Here is a 16,395-nt window from a genome sequence, read left to right on the forward strand (position 1 = left end):
TCGCCCGCGCCGCACTGGAGTCGGACGGCGTTCCCGAGGCACCGCTCGCCGCCGCTTCGGGGTCGCTCGACGCGATCGAGCGCGTCCTCTCGGCGCACCTGCGCCCCGGTGACCGCGTCGCCGTCGAGGACCCGGGCTGGGGCAGCCTCCTCGACCTCGTCCCCGCGCTCGGCCTCCGCCCCGTCCCGATGGCGCTCGACGACGAGGGCCCCACCCTGCGCTCGGCGGAGCGCGCACTCGCCTCGGGCGCCCGCGCGCTCGTCGTCACGGCCCGAGCGCAGAACCCGACGGGCGCCGCGGTGAGCGAGGAACGCGCCGCCCGACTACGGGAGCTGCTCGCCGCCCGGCCGACGACCCTCCTCGTCGAGGACGACCACGGGCACGGCATCGCAGGTCTCCCGCACCACCCGCTCGCCGGCGCCACGGCGCACTGGGCGCTCGTCCGCTCCACCTCCAAGGCGTACGGCCCCGACCTGCGCGTCGCGGTGCTCACCGGGGACGACACCACGCTCGCTCGGGTCGCGGGGAGGCAGCGCCTCGGCCCCGGCTGGGTCAGCCGGCTCCTCCAGCACGCGGTCGTCCACCTGTGGGAGACGGACGCGGTCGACGGCCGCGCGGTCGCCCACTCCTACGACCGGCGCCGCGAGGAGCTGCGCGGCCTCCTCGCGGCCAGGGGCGTCGAGGCGCGCGGGCGCAGCGGGATGAACCTCTGGCTCCCCGTCCCCGACGAGACCGGCGCCGTCGCCCGGCTCCTGCAGGCGGGATGGGCCGTCGCCCCGGGCGCGAGGTTCCGCACCTCTTCGGCGCCCGGGGTCCGGCTCACCGTCTCGCCGCTGACGCGGGCGTCGTTGGAGCCGCTCGCCTGCGCCGTCGCCGCCGCGCTGCGCCCCTCCTCCGGCGGTCGCTACGACTGAGGCGCAGCCGCAGGCAGCGCGGAGAGCAGAAAGTCCCGCTCGTACCGCAGGAGTTGGCGCTGTGTGACCGGGTCGCGCACCAGGTGGGTCTCGCCCGGCAGCGGCAGGACGGTGTGCGGGCGTCCGGCGGCGAGGAGGGCGGCGGAGAGTTTGAGGGTGTGGGTGAAGGCGACGTTGTCGTCCGCGGTGCCGTGCATGAGCAGGAGCGGGCGGCGCAGGCCGGGCGCGTCGTCGAGGAGGGAGCTGCGCGCGTAGTGGGCGGGGTGCTCGTCGGGGTGGCCGAGGAAGCGCTCCTTCCAGTGGCTGTCGTAGTGGCGCTGGTCGGAGGGGGCGGCGCCGGCGGCGGCGACGTGGAAGACGTCAGGGCGGCGCAGCACGGCGGCCGCCGCGAGCGTGCCGCCGAAGGACCAGCCGCGGATGCCGACCCGGGAGAGGTCGAGGTACGGCAGCTCGGCCGCCGCGGCACGGACCGCGTCGACCTGGTCCTCCAGCGCCGGGCCCAACTGGTCGCCGCTGACGGCCTTCTCCCACGCGAGTCCGCGTCCCGGGGTCCCGCGGCCGTCGGCGACGAGCACCGCGAAGCCCTGTTCGGCGAACCACTGCGCGACGGCGTCCTGCCATCCCGAACCCTTCCGCACGAGCTGCATCCCCGGCCCCCCGTACGGCGAGAGGAGCACCGGCAGCCGCGTGCCCTCGCGCGGCTGCCGGCCGCCCGGAAGGAAGAGGGCGCACCGCAGGCGCCGCTCCCCGAGCGCCAGCAGCCGGGGTCTCGGCTGCGGGACGGGCTTCTCGGCGAGCGTCGCGAGCTCGCCGAGAAGCGCGTCACCGCGGCGGAGCGTGACGCACCTCCCGTGCGCGCCCGCGGAGTCGAGGACGACGGTGTCGCCGCCGACGGCCGCCGTGTGCACCCCCGGCTCCTCGCTGAGGCGTTCGCACCCCCGCTCGGGCGTGTAGCGGTACACGTGCTCCTCGGTGGGCTCCTCGACACCGCCGAAGAGCACCGCGTCGCCCTGCGTCCCGTGTACGGCCGTGAGTTGGAGCCCCGGAGGCGTCACGGCCCGGCCGTCCACGGCGAGCCGCCGCGTGTCGCAGCCCTCGTCGTCGAACGGCTCGACGAGCGCGCCGGACGCGGTGCGGCAGGGCGTTCCGCCGATCAGCTCCACCCAGTGCGCGTCGGTGCGCTCGGAGACCGTCCGGGTGTGCCCTGTCGCCGGGTCGACGGCGAGGGTGCGCAGCGTGTGCTGATCGCGGGTCTGGACCGTGGCGAACGGGCCGTGCGCGTCCCAGCCCGCCGCCGGAAGGTACTCGAAGTCACCGCCCGGAAGGGCGACTTGGACCCGCTCGCCGTCGAGCGGCAGCACATGGAGCGTGACGCGCGGATTGGCCGTTCCCGCGGCCGGGTACGGCGCCGACCGCGGGGCGCGCTCGGGGCGGAACGGGTCGGCGTACCACCGCAGCTGGACGTCGGACTCGTCGACGCGCACCGCGAGGACGGCGTCTCCTCCGTGCGCCCACCAGTGGCCGCGCGGCCTGCCCATCGACTCGGCCGAGATGTGGTCGCTCGCCCCGTAGCCGACGCAGGGGCCTTCGGGTGCTGCGAGAGCGCGTGCACCGGTGCCGTCGACGCCCACGACGTGCAGGGCGCCTTCGCTGACGTAGGCGATGCGGGAGCCGTCGGGCGAGGGCCGCGGATCGAAGACGGGGCCCGGTACGGGAACGTGGAAGGGGACGGCGTCCCCGGTGCGGACCGCCCAGAGCGCGCCGCCGAGCGCGAAGGCGGCGAGCGTGCAGTCGGCGTCGACCGCGAACGCCGTGATGCCCAGGGCGAGTTCGCGGGTGCGTTCGCGGAGCGGGTCCTCGGGTGCTGCGGGCAGGTCGCCCGGGTCGGCGAGGGTGCGCTCGGCGCCGTCCTGCCAGAGCCGGAGGAGGCTCGTCGGATCGGTGCCCGTGCGGGTGCGCAGGAACACGACGCGCCGCCCGTCGGCCGAGACCGAGGGTGCACGTACGGCGCCGAGAGAGAAGCGCCGGGTGCGCGCGAACTGCTCGGGGAAGTCGGGGTACGGGTCGTCGGGGCCGTCGTCCTGCGGGTCGGGAAGGTGCATCGGTCGCTCCTCGTCCTCGTGGGTCGGCACGTGCGCGGGCGCGAAAAAGCCTCCCCGTGAAGAACGCCGGGGAGGCTGGAGAAGATGGGGCGGCTGCACGAGCAACCCGCGTACGCCGCAGAGTCGTTGGAAGGATACATCCTGACGCCGCGCCCGGTCCGGCCCTTCGCGAGCCACGCGGCACCCACCGGGCACACGGCGGCGGCGCGCTCGGCATAGCCTGGGGAGATGCTTCCAGAGACCACCGCCACGCGCTATGTGACGCCGCTCCGCGAGGGCGGCTCGCTCCCCGGCCTCGTCGAGGCCGGGGATCTGGGCACCTACGTGGCGAAGTTCACCGGCGCCGGTCAGGGCCGCAAGGCGCTCGTCGCCGAGGTCGTCGCCGGGCAGCTCGCCCGCAGGCTCGGGCTGCGCGTCCCCGAGCTGGTGTCCCTGGAGGTCGCCCCGGTGATCGGCTTCGCCGAGCCGGACGAGGAGGTGCAGGAGCTCCTCAAGGGGAGCGGCGGCCGCAACCTCGGCATGGACTACCTGCCGGGCTCGCTCGGCTTCGACCCCCTCGCGTACGCGGTCGGCCGCGAGGAGGCGGGCCGGATCGTCTGGTTCGACGCGCTCGTGGACAACGTCGACCGCTCGTGGCGCAACCCCAACATGCTGGTCTGGCACGGCGACCTGTGGCTCATCGACCACGGGGCCACGTTGATCTGGCACCACAGCTTCGGCTCCGCGGCCCGCGCCGTCGCGAAGCCGTACGACGCCTCCGATCACGCGCTCGCGCCCTTCGGCCCCGACGTGGCAGCGGCCGCCGAGGCGCTGGCGCCCCGCGTCACCGAGGAGCTGGTCGCCGCGTGCGCGGCGGACGTCCCGGACGAGTGGCTCGCACCCGAGCAGGGCGCTCCCGACGCGGACGCCGTGCGCGCCGTATACGCGCAGGTCCTCTCGGAGCGGGCGCGCACGGTCCACGAGCACGTCACCGTCGGCGAGCCGACGAAGGACCGCCCCTCGCAGGCGCCGGGCTGGCTCACGGGCCGCGACGAGCCGAGCGGGTGCGGCGCGAGGTGAGCGGGGACGTGCGAGCGGGCGGGGACCATCGAGTGAGCGGGGAGCGCAGGGAGTTGGACGTCTTCGAGTACGCGGTGCTGCGCGTGGTGCCGCGGGTGGAGCGCGGCGAGTCGATCAACGCGGGCGTGGTGGTGTACTGCCGTGCCCGTTCCTACGTCGGCGCGTGCGTCCACCTTGACGAGGCGCGGCTGCGGGCGCTCGACGCCGCCGCCGATGTGGTCGGTGTCCGCGCGGCGCTGCGTGCCGTCGAGGGGGTGTGCGCCGGCGGACGGGCCGCGGGCCGGGCCGCCGGTGAGGACCCGGGGCGCAGGTTCAGGTGGCTGGTGGCGCCGAGGAGCACCGTGGTGCAGCCAGGGCCGGTGCACACGGGGCTCACGGCCGACCCGGAGGCGGAGACGGAGCGCCTGCTGGAGGAGCTCGTGCGCTGACGCGACCGCGGCCGACGGCCGGTGCGCAGGCGGCCGTTGACAGCGGGTGCCGGGGCTCATAGCGTCACGACTGCCGTAGCTACTAAGCGGTTGCTCACCATCCAGGGACGAGGAGATACCCAGCATGTCCACCACCGAGCAGCGTGTCGCGATCGTGACGGGTGCAGCCCGGGGCATCGGCGCGGCCACGGCCGTACGCCTCGCCGCCGAAGGGCGGGCGGTCGCCGTCGTCGACCTCGACGAGTCGGCCTGCCAGGAGACCGTCGACAAGATCACCTCGGCCGGCGGCACCGCGCGCGCCTTCGGCTGCGACGTCTCCGACTCGGCGCAGGTGGAGGCGGCCGTCGCCCGCGTCGCGGAGGAGCTCGGCGCGCCCACCGTGCTCGTCAACAACGCCGGCGTCCTCCGCGACAACCTGCTCTTCAAGATGAGCGACTCCGACTGGGACACCGTCCTCGGCGTCCACCTGCGCGGCGCCTTCCTGATGTCGCGGGCCTGCCAGAGCCACATGGTCGACGCCGGCTTCGGCCGCATCGTCAACCTCTCCTCGTCCTCGGCGCTCGGCAACCGCGGGCAGGTCAACTACGCGGCGGCCAAGGCCGGAATGCAGGGCTTCACCAAGACCCTCGCCAAGGAGCTCGGCAAGTTCGGCATCACCGCCAACTCCGTCGCGCCCGGCTTCATCGCCACCGACATGACCGCTGCCACCGCCGAGCGCGTCGGCATGGGCTTCGACGACTTCAAGGCAGCGGCGGCGACGCAGATCCCGGTGCAGCGCGTCGGCGCCCCCGAGGACGTGGCGCACGCGATCGCCTTCTTCACCGGCGAGCAGGCCGGCTTCGTCTCCGGCCAGGTCATGTACGTGGCCGGCGGCCCCCTCAACTGAACCCGGAGGCAGGCAGGATGGCAGAGCAGCAGGACACCGGACGCGTCGCGCTCGTCACCGGTGCGAGCCGCGGGATCGGCTACGGCGTCGCGGAGGCGCTCGTCGCACGGGGCGACCGCGTCTGCGTCACCGGGCGCAACGAGGACGCGCTCAAGGAGGCCGTGCAGTCGCTCGGCACCGACCGTGCGATGTACGTCGCGGGCAAGGCGCACGACCCGGAGCACCAGGAGGAGGCCGTCGGCCGGGTGATGGAGGCGTACGGCCGCCTCGACCACCTCGTCAACAACGCGGGCACCAACCCGGTCTTCGGCCCGATAGCCGACGCCGACCCCGGCGTGGTGCGCAAGGTCTTCGAGACCAACGTCCTCTCCGCGCTCGGCTTCGCGCAGCGCGCGTGGGCGGCGTGGCAGCAGGAGCACGGCGGCACCGTCGTCAACGTCGCCTCGATCGCGGGGGTTTCGGCCTCGCCGTTCATCGGCCCCTACGGCATGAGCAAGGCGGCGATGATCAACCTCACCCTCCAGCTCGCGCACGAGTTCGCGCCCGCGGTCCGGGTCAACGCGCTCGCGCCCGCGGTCGTCAAGACCAAGTTCGCGGTCGCCCTCTACGAGGGCCGCGAGGAGGAGGCCGCCGCCCGCTACCCGATGGGCCGGCTCGGCGCCCCCGAGGACGTCGCGGGCGCCGCCGCCTTCCTCACCTCCGACGAGGCGGCCTGGATCACCGGCCAGACCCTCGTCCTCGACGGCGGCCTCTTCCTCAACGCCGGCGTGGAGTAGCCCGGCGGGGGCGCGCCGGGGAGGCGCGCTCCCGCGGTTACCCTGCCGCCGGAGGGAGCGCCGATGTCGTACACCGCCCGGCCCGTCGATCCGCGTACGGGTGCGCCGATCGTGCTGATGGGGGACGACCGGGTGGCGCGGATGCCCGTGCGCGAGTGCGGGGAGCCCCTCGTGGACTGCCGCGAGGCGGTGCGCGTCGACGGCAGGCGCGGTGACGCGGCGGGGGAGTGGGCGCGGTTGCGCGCCGGCGTCCTCGAACTCCTCGTGCGCGCCGAGGCGTTGCTGCCGCGCGACCGGCGATGGCTGCTCGTCGAGGGGTACCGCCCGCTCGCGTTGCAGCACCGCATCGGGGACGGGTACCTCGCCGCGCTCCGGGAGCGCCGTCCCCGCGCCGGCGAGCGGGAGTTGCGCACCCTGGCGAGCCGCTGGGTGGCGCCGGCGGAGACGGCGGGGCACGTCGCGGGCGCCGCCGCGGACCTGACGCTGTGCACGGCGAGCGGCGCCGAGGTGGACCTCGGCTGCCCCGAGGCGGCGACGCCCGAGGAGAGCGCGGGGGCCTGTTTCACGGCCGCGCGCGGGATCGGGGCCGCCGCGGCCGCCGAACGACGCGCCATGGCCGAGGCGTTGGGCTCCGTCGGCATGGTCAACTATCCGACCGAGTGGTGGCACTGGTCGTTCGGCGACCGCTACTGGGCCTGGTCGACGGGGGCGGAGGCGGCGGGGTACGGCCCGCTCCCGCAAGGCGGCTAGGCGTCAACTTCCTTATGCACGCGTTGAGTTGAGACACGTGTCGACGCGGACGGGATGTTCCGCCGGCACGTGCTGGGGTAAGGTGCTCACTTGCCTCAGGCCAAAGGATTCGCCTGAGTGGTCGCTCCCGGTACGGCGCACGCCTCGGGAGGCCGCTCGGCAGCGGACGGCCCGCAGGTCGAGCCCGGCGCCGCCGGAGCGCACCACCCGTGAGTTCCCGCCCCATCGCCGCCGGCGCCACGTCGAGGCCGCGGCACCGCCGATCGAGGAGCGACGTGTTCGACCGGAAAGGCCCCCTGAGATCCGCTGCGCTGCTGCTGCCCCTCGCCCTGCTCGCCTCCGCGTGCAGCGCCTTCTCCGGCGACGAGGCCGACGCCGACCACACCCTCACCGTCGGCACCACCAGCGCCCCGAGCGTCCTCGACCCGGCCGCCGCCTGGGACGGCTCCTGGGAGCTGTACCGGAACGTCTACCAGACGCTGCTGAGCTTCCCCTCCTCCAGCACGTCCCCCGAGCCCGAGGCCGCCCGCGCCTGCGGCTTCACCGACGCGCAGAGCAGGGTGTACCGCTGCACGCTCCGCAAGGGACTCACGTTCTCCAACGGCAACAAGCTCGACGCCGCCGCCGTTCGGCACTCCATCGAGCGTGTGCGCACCATCGGAGCCAAGTCGGGCCCCGCAGCCCTCCTCGGCTCCCTCGACAAGATCGAGACCAAGGACAGCAGAACCGTCGTCTTCCACCTGAAACGGCCGGACGCCACCTTCCCCTTCATCCTGTCCACCCCCGCGACCTCCCTCGTCGACCCGGCCTCCTACCCGCGCGACGCGCTGCGCGAGAAGAGCGGCATCGTCGGCTCGGGGCCCTACACCCTCCACCGGTACCGCAAGGACGACCGCGCTGAACTGCGCAGGAACGGCGACTACCGCGGTCCGATCGAGGCGGCGAACGACGGCGTCACGATCCGCTACTTCAAGCGCTCGACCCGCATGGTCTCCGCGCTGGAGCGGGGCGACATCGACGTCACCTACCGCGGGCTGACGCCCTCGCAGATCACCAGGTTCGAGAACGCGGGACCCAAGAGCGCAGACGGCGCCGAGGAGATCCAGCTGAGCGAGATGGTGGGCACCGAGATCCACTACCTCGTCTTCAACCCCCGCGACCCGGTGGCGCGCAAGACTGCGGTCCGCCGCGCCGTCGCCCAGCTCATCGACCGCAAGGCGCTGGTGCGGCGCGTCCACTACCGCACGGCCGACCCGCTCTATTCGATGGTCCCCGGCGGCATCGCCGGGCACACCAACGCCTTCCTCGACGTCTACGGCGAGCCGGACGTCGACAAGGCGCGGAAGACCCTCGACGAGGCCGGCGTCCGCGGCCGCACCACCTTGCGGCTCTGGTACCCGACCGACCGCTACGGCGCCGCGACGAAGCGCGAATTCGAGGAGATCAAACGGCAGTTGGAGGAATCCAAGCTCTTCGAGGTCGAGCTGCGGGGGCGCCCCTGGGACGCGTTCCAGAAGGGGTACCTCGACGGCGAGTACCCGGTCTTCGGCCGCGGCTGGTCGGCCGACTTCCCCGACGCCGACAACTACGTGGCCCCCTTCGTCGGCCCCGACAACGCCATGGGCACCCCGTACGCGAGCCCGGAGCTCACCGAGAAGCTGCTGCCGGCCTCCCGCAAGCAGAGCAACCGCGGTGCGGCGGGCGGCGCTTTCAAGGAGGCCCAGCGGGTGCTCGCGGAGGACGCGAGGCTGCTGCCGCTGTGGCAGGGGCGCCTCTACCTCGCGTCGGCGAAGGACGTCGCCGGCATCGAGTTCAGCCTCGACCCGGCCGGGATCATGCGCATGTGGGAGCTGCACGAGAAGTCGAGCTGGTAGCGGGGACCGGGACGCCCGATGTCGGTGCCCGGCGGTACGTTCTGTGGTGCGAGCGCGGGTACCTGCGCCCGTCCCACCGCAACCGGAGGTCCCACGAGTGATCGGAACGCTCCCCGCATCCTGGCGCGAGGTACTCGCCGAGGAGGTCGAGCAGCCGTACTTCGCCGAGCTCTGCGAGTTCGTCGAGCAGGAGCGGGCCGCAGGCCCCGTCTACCCGCCGCGCGAGGAGGTCTTCGCCGCACTGGAGGCGACACCGTACGACCGCGTCAAGGTGCTCCTCCTCGGCCAGGACCCGTACCACGGCGAGGGCCAGGGCCACGGCCTCTGCTTCTCGGTGCGCCCCGGCGTGCGCGTCCCGCCGTCCCTCCGCAACATCCACCGCGAGCTGCGGGACGACCTCGGCCACCCCGTCCCGGACAACGGCTCGCTCACGCACTGGGCCGAGCAGGGCGTCCTGCTCCTCAACACCGTGCTGACGGTGCGGGCGGGCGAGGCCAACTCGCACAAGGGGCAGGGGTGGGAGCGGTTCACCGACGCGGTGATCGGCGCCGTCGCGGCGCGTGCGCGGCCCGCCGTCTTCGTTCTGTGGGGCAACCACGCGAAGAAGAAGGCGAGACTGGTCGACACCGAGCGGCACGCGATCGTCGAAGGCGCCCACCCCTCTCCGCTCTCCGCGCGGAGGTTCTTCGGCTCGCGCCCGTTCTCCGCCGCCGACAAGGCCCTCGCCGAGCAGGGGCACGCGCCGGTGGACTGGCGGCTGCCCGACCTCGCCTGAGCCGTCCGCCTGCGCCTCGCGTGCGTTGTCGGCGGTGGCGGTTAGCGTCGTGGCGACGGGCACCGGGCCGGGCGTCCGGTGCTTGCGAGCGCACCGAGTGGAGGCAGACCGTGGCGGAGGAAGAAGAGCGGACGGCCCCGGCGGAGGCCGGGGCGATGACGGCCAGGATCGGCCAGGCGATCATGCTCCACCGGGCGGGCGACCGCGAGGAGGCACGCAATCGCCTCGCGCAGCTCTGGGCGGAGACGCACCCGGAGCACGACCTCTTCCACCGCTGCACCATTGCGCACTACCTCGCCGACACCCAGGAGGACCGGGCGGACGAACTCGCCTGGGACCAGCGGGCGATGGCCGCGGCCGAGGCGCTCACCGGCGCCGAGGTCCACTGGGGCGAGCACGCCCTGGCGGTCCGCTCCCTCTACCCGTCGCTCCACCTCAACCTCGCCGCCGACCACGCCGCACTCGGCGACGAGCGCTCGGCCCGACGCGAGCTCCGCGCCGCCCGCTCCTATCTCCCCGAGCTGTCGGAGGACGGCTACGGGGACGGCATCCGCGCCGCTGTCCACCGCCTGGGCCTGCGCCTCGGGGATGTCGGCGACGAGCCGGGCCCGCCCCCGTGCGGCGGGACCGACGCGCAGGGGCGTTAGGCCGCGCGAAGCCAACCGCCGTGCGGCCGGGGCGAATCGGGCACCGGCGGGCGCCGCTCACATCCCCGTGGCGCCGTCGATGCGCTCCCGGACCAGGTCGGCGTGGCCGTTGTGGCGGGCGTACTCCTCGATCATGTGGAGGTGGACCCACCGCAGGCTGTACCTCTCGCCGGTGAGCGGGTCCGGGCTCGTCTCGGCGAGATCGCGCCCGGCCGCCGTGCTGCGGGCGAGGGCGATCTGCTCCCGCCAGGTGGCGAACGCCTCCTCCGTCGTGTCGCCCGGCTCGCACTCGAAGTCGCGGTCCGGCCTGTCCTCGGTGCAGTAGAGCGGCGCCGCCGGCTCACCGCCGAACACCGAGACGAACCAGCCGCGTTCCACCTCCGCCATGTGCCGCACCAGCCCGAGGAGCGTGATCGGGGAAGGCGGCGCTGAGCGGGCGCGGAGCTGCGCGTCGTCGAGCCCCGCGCATTTGAGCGCGAGGGTCTCCCGGTGGTAGTCGAGCCAACCTTCCAGTTGCTTCCGTTCGCCGTCGGTGGGGTTCGGCCGGGCGCGGTTGTCGGCGGGGTCGGTCGTCATGGGGAAGAGTCTCCGGCACGGCCCGCGCTCGGTCCAGGTGATTTATGGCTGCGGAGCCGAACGCGGCCTCCCTCTTTGCGAGTTGGTTGCTGCGCGGCCGCACGTGCCGAGCGCGCGGCGGCAGCGCGCGTCGTATGTGGGCGAGTTGACCGGCCGTGGTCGTGCCGGGCTGAACTCGGCGCAGGACTGGGAGACGCGACCGGTGGCGACCGGGCCTCGGCGCACGCCGCCGGTGCGAAGACGGCGGCCCGGACGCCGATGGCGCGCAGGACGCAGGAAGCGGTGAGACCGCCTCGACCCTCGCGGACGACCGCGACGGGGTGAGGGGTACTCATGGCCTCCTTCGGATGACTGGCCGAGTGGCGCGAAGGAACGGGGGTACGTAGTGAGCGAGTCGGCTTGCCTCCAACTTGCGGATGCTTCCCCGACGTTCCTCGCCCGCAAGTCGCCGTCCCTGCTGGAGAAGAGGTCGTTGCCGGCGGAATTCCGGTTCTCCACGACCCCACTCTTCGACCCTCTCGTAGGCCGGGCGCTCCACCCCGACGACCGCCACGCGCCCGGCAACTGCTGGGCCCCCTGAGGGAGCGACCCGCACCGCCCGCTCGTCCGCCCGTATGCTGCGCCCGCGCGACCAACCGCTCCACCACCTCGAGGGGGACCCGTGAAGATCGGCGTGATCGGCCTCGGCGACATCGCGCAGAAGGCGTATCTGCCGGTGCTCGCCGCCCAACCCGGCCTGGAACCGCACCTGTTCACCCGAACCCCCGCGACGCTCCAGCGCGTCGGCGACACGTACCGCGTACCCCCGCACCACCGCCACCCCGACCTCGAAGCGCTCCTCGACGCGCGTCCCGACGCGGCCTTCGTCCACGCACCCACCGCGTTCCACCCGCCCCTCGTCCGCGCCCTGCTCGACGCCGATGTGCCCGTCTACGTCGACAAGCCGATCGGCTACCACCTCAGGGACGCCCAGGACCTCGTCGCCCTCGCCGAGGAGCGCGGCGTCCCCCTCGCCGTCGGGTTCAACCGCAGGCACGCGCCCGGATACGCCCAATGCCTCGAACTGTCACGGGAGTTGATCGTCCTCCAGAAGCACCGCGTCGGCCTTCCCGACGATCCGCGCCGTCTCGTCTACGACGACTTCATCCACGTCCTCGACACGCTCCGGTTCCTCGCGCCCGCGGACCCCGACCGGATCGACGTGCGCGGCCTGCTCCGCGACGGGCTCCTCCACCACGTCGTCGTGCAGCTCGCGGGGGAGGGGTTCACGGCCGTCGGCGCGATGAACCGCCGCTCCGGATCGGCCGAAGAGGTCCTCGAGGTCTCGGGCCACGACGCGAAGCGGGAGGTGCGCAACCTCGCCGAGGTCGTCGACCACCGGGGCCAGCCCAGCGTCCGCAGGCGGGGCGACTGGGTGCCGGTGGCCCGCCAGCGCGGCATCGAGCAGGCGGCGCTCGCCTTCCTCGACGCCGTGCGCGAGGGCCGTCCCCTCTCCGCGCAGGACGCGCTGCGTACCCACGAGCTGTGCGAGCGGGTCGTCATCTCCGTACGGGAACAGGAACGTTGAACTCCTCGGCCTGCCGGGCGCGGACGTCGCGGGCCCACTCCAGCGCGCAGAAGGCGAGGAGCACCGTGGTACTCGCGTGCACCACCCAGTCCCCGAACCTGACGTACGGACTCGTCCCGCCGGCGGTCGGCGCCGTGTACTCGGCCACGCCGGAGCGGTCGGTGCCGAGCCGTTCGCCCTGCTGCCCGCCGTCGGGGCCGTAGACGGCGCTCACGCCCGTGAGGGTCGCGTGGACGACGGGCCGCCAGGTCTCCGCGGCGCGGAGCGCGGCGAGTGAGGCGTGCTGCTCGGGCGCCCAGCTCTCCTGGAAGGAGGAGGTGGCCGACTGTGCGACGAGCATTTCGGCCCCGTCGCCCGCGAGTTGGCGGCTCATGTCGGGGAACGCCGTCTCGAAGCAGATCAGCGGCCCGATCCGGACGCCGCCCGCGTGCATCATCACGGGGCCCGAGCCGCGCTGCCTGTCCTCGGCGGCCGCCTTGCCGACCGAGGTGGCCCAGCCGAGCACGGAGCGTGCCGGGATGTACTCGCCGAAGGGGACGAGGCGGGTCTTGTCGTACCGCTGCCCTGTCAGGCCGTCCCCGTCCACGAGGACGGAGCTCTTGTAGATGCCTCCGCCCCCGTCGGCGCGCGCCGAGTCGACGTTGACGAGGATCGGGGTGCCGATCCGTGCGGCGAGGCCGCTGATCTTTCGGCTCAGGTCGGGCCGGTGCGCCAGGTCGAAGCCGACGCTGCTCTCGCCCCACACCACCAGGTCGGTGCGGGAGTCGGCGAGTCTCTCGGTGAGAGCGATGGCGCGGTAGAGGCGGTCGCCCGCGGTCTTCGTCATCCCCGGCTGCACCACCGCCACGCGTACGTCGTGACCCGAGCGCTGCGGCGTGGGCGACCACAGCCAGGCACCGCCGATCGGTACGGCGACCGCGGCGACCGCGGCGAGCGCCGGCAGGCGGCGGGTGCCGGGCGCGCAGGAGACGAGGAGCACCCCCAGCGCGGTGTTGGCCGCCACGAGCGCGAAGCTCACCAGCCACACGCCTCCCAATGAGGCGAGCCGCAGGGCCGGTTGGACCTCGTACTGGCTCGCACCGAGCAGCCCCCACGGGCCGCCGAGGTACTCCCAGGAGCGCACCAGCTCCACCATGAGCCATCCGGAGGGGAGCAGCACCAGCGCGGCAGCCGTACGCGCCCCCCGCTGAGGCCCGGAGAGCACCCGGCGCACCAGCCACCCCCACGGCGCCCACAACAGTCCCAGCAGCGCGGCGAGGAAGAGGATGAAGACGTGCAGGCTCGGCAGCAGCCAGTGGTGGACGGCGAGCATGAAGGCGCTGCCGCCGAGCCACCCCGTCGTCGCCGCGGCCCGCGCCGTCGGCGCCGTACGCGCCAGCAGCATCCAGGGGACGAGCCCGAACCAGGCGAGCCACCACAGGCTCGGCGTCGGAAAGGACAGCGCGGGGAGCGCCCCGGCGAGGAGGCTCAACGGCCAGCGGCCCCATCGGGACTCCAGCGCTCCGTGCATCCCGCGCCTCCTTCGTCCCGCTGTGGCCCGGCAGCCGCATCGGCTACCCGAGCGCGCCGCCTCACCAGTGTGCGCAAACAACACGCTCCGGGCGAGAGCGCGGTGGGACGGAGCCCTGCCTTTTCCGCCGTCCGGGGCCCTGCGGAGCCGGCGCAGGAGCAGCGCCGGCAGGCAGCCGAACGCGGGACGCCGTCAACCGGTGCGGCCGGCGTCCTTCCCTGGCGCGGGAAGCAGGACCCGCAGCTCGTCGCGCGCCCCGAAGCGCGGCGGACGTCGGAACGCCGGCGGCTCCTCGCCGCGCTGGCGCGGGATCACCACCCGTACCCCGTGGCACGGGCCGCCGCGATCGCGGGCGCTCTCGCGGGCGAGCACGGCGATGCCCCAGGCGGCGACGGCGCCGGCGCAGACCGCGCCCGCCGCGCCCGCCGTGCCGAACCTGAACCCCTCTCCGAGCAGGAGGACGCCCGCCGTTGCCGCGAGAACGGGATTGGCGACGGTGGTGGTCGCCAGCGGGGCCGCGAGGCCGCCGCCGCGGTAGGCCGCCTGCGACAGGGCGAGGCCCGAGACGGCGAGTACGGCGACGAGCGCGAGCAGCGGAGCGGCGGCCGGCAGCGAGCGGAGCGACGGCTCCTCGACCGCGGTCTTCACGAAGAACGACGCGGCACCGTGCGCGGTACCGGAGGCGGCGGCGAGCAGGACGCTGCGGGTGACGGCCCGTCGACGTGCCCCGTGGCCTCCGCCGCCCGTACGGCGTCCGAGCGCCTTGGCCGGAACCGTGAGGAGGGCCAGCAGCGCCGCGACCGCACCGGCCGCCCACCGCAGCTCGTCGCCGCTCCCCGGGTCGCTGCGCCCCGCCCCCGTCAGCAGGAGCACCGCGGCGAGACCGAGGGTGACGAGCAGGATGCCGCGCCAACCGGCCGCGCCGACGGGGCGTTTGACGACCACGGCGGCGAGCGGCGCCGCGAGGACGAGCGTCAGCACGCCGAGCGGCTGGACGACGACGAGCGGGCCCAGCGCGAGCGCGGCGACGTGGAGCAGGGCTCCGGTGCCCTGCAGCCCGGCCGCCGCCCACCAGCGCGGCCTGCGCAACAGGCCGAACCGGCTGGGTGCGGTCGTCGCGGCGAGCCGCTCCTGCACGAGGGCCGCGCTCGCGTAGCCGAGCGCGGAGGCGAGCGCGAGCAGCACCGGCGCCAGCAGCGGGGTCACCGGGTCCTGCCGGGGCCGTGGTGGGGGAGGTTCATCTCTCCACGATGCGCCGTGGCTCCGCACCTGTCGTCATCTCGGGGAGGGGCCCGACCTACCACCTGAGGAGTACCCCGGAGTGGGACTTATGACGGAAGGCCGCCCTCCCCGACGATCTCCACGGGGCCGAAGCCGCTGCCCGTGATGCGTACGTAGCCCTCCCGGCCGTCGGGGAGGCGCAGTTGCGCGACGTCGGTGACGAACTCGGCCCACAGGGACTCGTCACCCGTCGCGCGGAGCGTCCCCGTCCACGGCTTCTCCGGCCCTTCGGCGTCGGTGAAGAGAGCCGCGTCGACCTCGATATCGACGGCTCCGAAGATCAGCGTCGCGGGCCCGCGGTAGAAACTGTCCATGATCGCCAGTCTGGCAGGCTCCGCCGGCGGCACCACCGCGGACGACTGCATGTCGCAGCGTGCCCGAGGCCGCCGGCGAAGAGAGGGACCGCGCACGTCGGCGGGGCGTCAGCCGGCGGTGTGACCCACGGGTTTCTGCTCGGCTTCGGCGTTCTCCGGCTTCGGCCCGCGGGCGACGACCCGGCGGATGCGACCGCGCCGGCACCAGGCGTACGCCGTCCCCGCCAACCCCGAGACGGCGATGAAGCCGAACGAGACGAGGAAGGCGGGCGAGGTCGGAGTGGTGGCGGCGCTGCCGGCGACCGTGTACGCGGCGGTGTTCGGCAGCGAGCCGAGCGCGGTCGCGGCGAGGAAGGCCGGCCAGCGCATCTTGGAGACGGCGGCGCCGTAGTTGGAGGCGGCGAAGGGGATGCCGGGCAGCAGCCGCAGGATCAGGGTGGAACGGAAGCCGTGGCGGCTGAGGTACCTGTCGGCGGTGTCGAGCCAGCGTCCCCTCAGCAGGGGGCGCAGCGCGCACTGCCCGAGGAGGCGGCCGAGGCCGAAGCAGATCCCGGCACCGAGGACGGTCCCTGCGATGGCGGCAGCCGTGCCCGCCTGCGCGCCGAAGAGCGCGCCCGCGGCGACGTTGAGCACGGGGCGCGGGACGAACGCCGCCGTGCACGCTCCGTAGCCGGCGGCGAAGAGGGCCGTGGCACCGGCTCCGGCGAGGCGTGCGGGCCAGCCGTCGACGAGGAGGTCCTGGGGCTGGTAGGCGACCGCGGCGGCGGCCGCGGCGCACAGGAGGAGCAGCAGCAGGGCGAGTCGGGACCAGGGGGAGAGCAGGGTCTGGACGAGACGGCCGGGGACGCCGTCGGACTGCGTGGCGGGGACGGGCACGGGGCGAGCGTAACCGACGCGGCGGCGCGCGGCCGGGCGCCGAGCGCCGGGGGCCCGCCG

The 16,395-nt window shown here is 74.3% G+C and carries 17 protein-coding genes; 11 read left to right on the forward strand and 6 right to left on the reverse strand.

The window, feature by feature from the left end; translation table 11 throughout:
- A partial coding sequence (locus tag UWG_RS0127665; protein ID WP_016910444.1) for an aminotransferase class I/II-fold pyridoxal phosphate-dependent enzyme occupies positions 1 to 914 on the forward strand: 914 nt, incomplete at its 5' end.
- Here UWG_RS0127665 and UWG_RS0127670 read toward each other — a convergent pair.
- Positions 905 to 3,016 (reverse strand): S9 family peptidase, encoded by a 2,112-nt coding sequence (locus tag UWG_RS0127670; protein ID WP_016910445.1) that lies wholly within the window; start codon positions 3,014 to 3,016, stop codon positions 905 to 907. The two genes, UWG_RS0127665 and UWG_RS0127670, sit on opposite strands and share 10 nt — an antisense overlap.
- A 228-nt stretch (positions 3,017 to 3,244) precedes the next feature.
- On the opposite strand from UWG_RS0127670, the gene UWG_RS0127680 reads away from it, so the two are divergent.
- The 8 genes from UWG_RS0127680 (at position 3,245) to UWG_RS0127715 (ending at position 10,211) form a co-directional block, all read left to right on the forward strand.
- Positions 3,245 to 4,075, forward strand: coding sequence for a HipA family kinase (locus UWG_RS0127680; protein WP_029391830.1), 831 nt, complete (start codon positions 3,245 to 3,247; stop codon positions 4,073 to 4,075).
- A 32-nt stretch (positions 4,076 to 4,107) separates the two neighbouring features.
- Positions 4,108 to 4,503 (forward strand): DUF3037 domain-containing protein, encoded by a 396-nt coding sequence (locus tag UWG_RS0127685; RefSeq protein ID WP_029391831.1) that lies wholly within the window; start codon positions 4,108 to 4,110, stop codon positions 4,501 to 4,503.
- A 124-nt stretch (positions 4,504 to 4,627) separates the two neighbouring features.
- Positions 4,628 to 5,389 (forward strand): 3-oxoacyl-ACP reductase FabG, encoded by a 762-nt coding sequence (gene fabG, locus UWG_RS0127690; protein ID WP_016910449.1) that lies wholly within the window; start codon positions 4,628 to 4,630, stop codon positions 5,387 to 5,389.
- A gap of 17 nt (positions 5,390 to 5,406) precedes the next feature.
- Entirely contained in the window at positions 5,407 to 6,165 is a 759-nt protein-coding gene (locus tag UWG_RS0127695) for an SDR family oxidoreductase (RefSeq protein ID WP_016910450.1), read from the forward strand.
- A gap of 63 nt (positions 6,166 to 6,228) precedes the next feature.
- The gene (locus UWG_RS0127700) at positions 6,229 to 6,915 is read left to right on the forward strand and encodes a M15 family metallopeptidase (RefSeq protein ID WP_016910451.1); all 687 of its coding nucleotides are present in this window, start codon (positions 6,229 to 6,231) and stop codon (positions 6,913 to 6,915) included.
- Positions 6,916 to 7,190: 275 nt separating this feature from the next.
- Positions 7,191 to 8,789, forward strand: a complete 1,599-nt coding sequence (locus tag UWG_RS0127705) for an ABC transporter substrate-binding protein (protein WP_016910452.1) — start codon at positions 7,191 to 7,193, stop codon at positions 8,787 to 8,789.
- A 97-nt stretch (positions 8,790 to 8,886) separates the two neighbouring features.
- Complete coding sequence (gene ung, locus UWG_RS0127710; RefSeq protein WP_016910453.1) at positions 8,887 to 9,564, forward strand: uracil-DNA glycosylase; 678 nt, start codon at positions 8,887 to 8,889, stop codon at positions 9,562 to 9,564.
- A 110-nt stretch (positions 9,565 to 9,674) separates the two neighbouring features.
- A complete protein-coding gene (locus tag UWG_RS0127715) occupies positions 9,675 to 10,211 on the forward strand; it encodes a hypothetical protein (protein ID WP_016910454.1) in 537 nt (178 codons plus the stop codon).
- A 57-nt stretch (positions 10,212 to 10,268) separates the two neighbouring features.
- Here the strand turns inward: UWG_RS0127715 and UWG_RS0127720 are convergent, their stop codons facing one another.
- Complete coding sequence (locus UWG_RS0127720) at positions 10,269 to 10,787, reverse strand: DinB family protein (protein ID WP_016910455.1); 519 nt, start codon at positions 10,785 to 10,787, stop codon at positions 10,269 to 10,271.
- A 385-nt stretch (positions 10,788 to 11,172) separates the two neighbouring features.
- Here UWG_RS0127720 and UWG_RS0127725 point away from each other — a divergent pair, with 385 nt between their 5' ends.
- Both UWG_RS0127725 and UWG_RS0127730 read left to right on the forward strand, forming a co-directional pair.
- Positions 11,173 to 11,367, forward strand: a complete 195-nt coding sequence (locus tag UWG_RS0127725; RefSeq protein ID WP_016910456.1) for a hypothetical protein — start codon at positions 11,173 to 11,175, stop codon at positions 11,365 to 11,367.
- A gap of 81 nt (positions 11,368 to 11,448) precedes the next feature.
- A complete protein-coding gene (locus UWG_RS0127730; protein WP_016910457.1) occupies positions 11,449 to 12,354 on the forward strand; it encodes a Gfo/Idh/MocA family protein in 906 nt (301 codons plus the stop codon).
- Here UWG_RS0127730 and lnt read toward each other — a convergent pair.
- The 4 genes from lnt to UWG_RS0127750 all read right to left on the reverse strand — a co-directional run bounded on the left by lnt (position 12,326) and on the right by UWG_RS0127750 (position 16,335).
- Positions 12,326 to 13,864 (reverse strand): apolipoprotein N-acyltransferase, encoded by a 1,539-nt coding sequence (gene lnt / locus UWG_RS31225; protein WP_016910458.1) that lies wholly within the window; start codon positions 13,862 to 13,864, stop codon positions 12,326 to 12,328. The genes UWG_RS0127730 and lnt overlap by 29 nt on opposite strands.
- Positions 13,865 to 14,056: 192 nt before the next feature.
- The gene (locus UWG_RS0127740) at positions 14,057 to 15,070 is read right to left on the reverse strand and encodes a DMT family transporter (protein WP_016910459.1); all 1,014 of its coding nucleotides are present in this window, start codon (positions 15,068 to 15,070) and stop codon (positions 14,057 to 14,059) included.
- A gap of 122 nt (positions 15,071 to 15,192) precedes the next feature.
- Positions 15,193 to 15,459, reverse strand: a complete 267-nt coding sequence (locus UWG_RS0127745; RefSeq protein ID WP_016910460.1) for a hypothetical protein — start codon at positions 15,457 to 15,459, stop codon at positions 15,193 to 15,195.
- A 108-nt stretch (positions 15,460 to 15,567) separates the two neighbouring features.
- A complete protein-coding gene (locus tag UWG_RS0127750; RefSeq protein WP_016910461.1) occupies positions 15,568 to 16,335 on the reverse strand; it encodes a TVP38/TMEM64 family protein in 768 nt (255 codons plus the stop codon).
- Positions 16,336 to 16,395: the final 60 nt, after the last annotated feature.

This window comes from Streptomyces xiaopingdaonensis (assembly GCF_000262345.1).
GTDB lineage: Bacteria > Actinomycetota > Actinomycetes > Streptomycetales > Streptomycetaceae > Streptomyces > Streptomyces xiaopingdaonensis.

Excerpts from the sequence above, each read along its gene's own strand:
- fabG (WP_016910449.1), top strand. The coding sequence starts at position 4,628 with ATGTCCACCACCGAGCAGCGTGTCGCGATCGTGACGGGTGCAGCCCGG.
- UWG_RS0127720 (WP_016910455.1), bottom strand. The coding sequence starts at position 10,787 with ATGACGACCGACCCCGCCGACAACCGCGCCCGGCCGAACCCCACCGAC.
- UWG_RS0127695 (WP_016910450.1), top strand. The coding sequence starts at position 5,407 with ATGGCAGAGCAGCAGGACACCGGACGCGTCGCGCTCGTCACCGGTGCG.
- UWG_RS0127680 (WP_029391830.1), top strand. The coding sequence starts at position 3,245 with ATGCTTCCAGAGACCACCGCCACGCGCTATGTGACGCCGCTCCGCGAG.
- UWG_RS0127700 (WP_016910451.1), top strand. The coding sequence starts at position 6,229 with ATGTCGTACACCGCCCGGCCCGTCGATCCGCGTACGGGTGCGCCGATC.
- UWG_RS0127745 (WP_016910460.1), bottom strand. The coding sequence starts at position 15,459 with ATGGACAGTTTCTACCGCGGGCCCGCGACGCTGATCTTCGGAGCCGTC.
- lnt (WP_016910458.1), bottom strand. The coding sequence starts at position 13,864 with ATGCACGGAGCGCTGGAGTCCCGATGGGGCCGCTGGCCGTTGAGCCTC.
- UWG_RS0127670 (WP_016910445.1), bottom strand. The coding sequence starts at position 3,016 with ATGCACCTTCCCGACCCGCAGGACGACGGCCCCGACGACCCGTACCCC.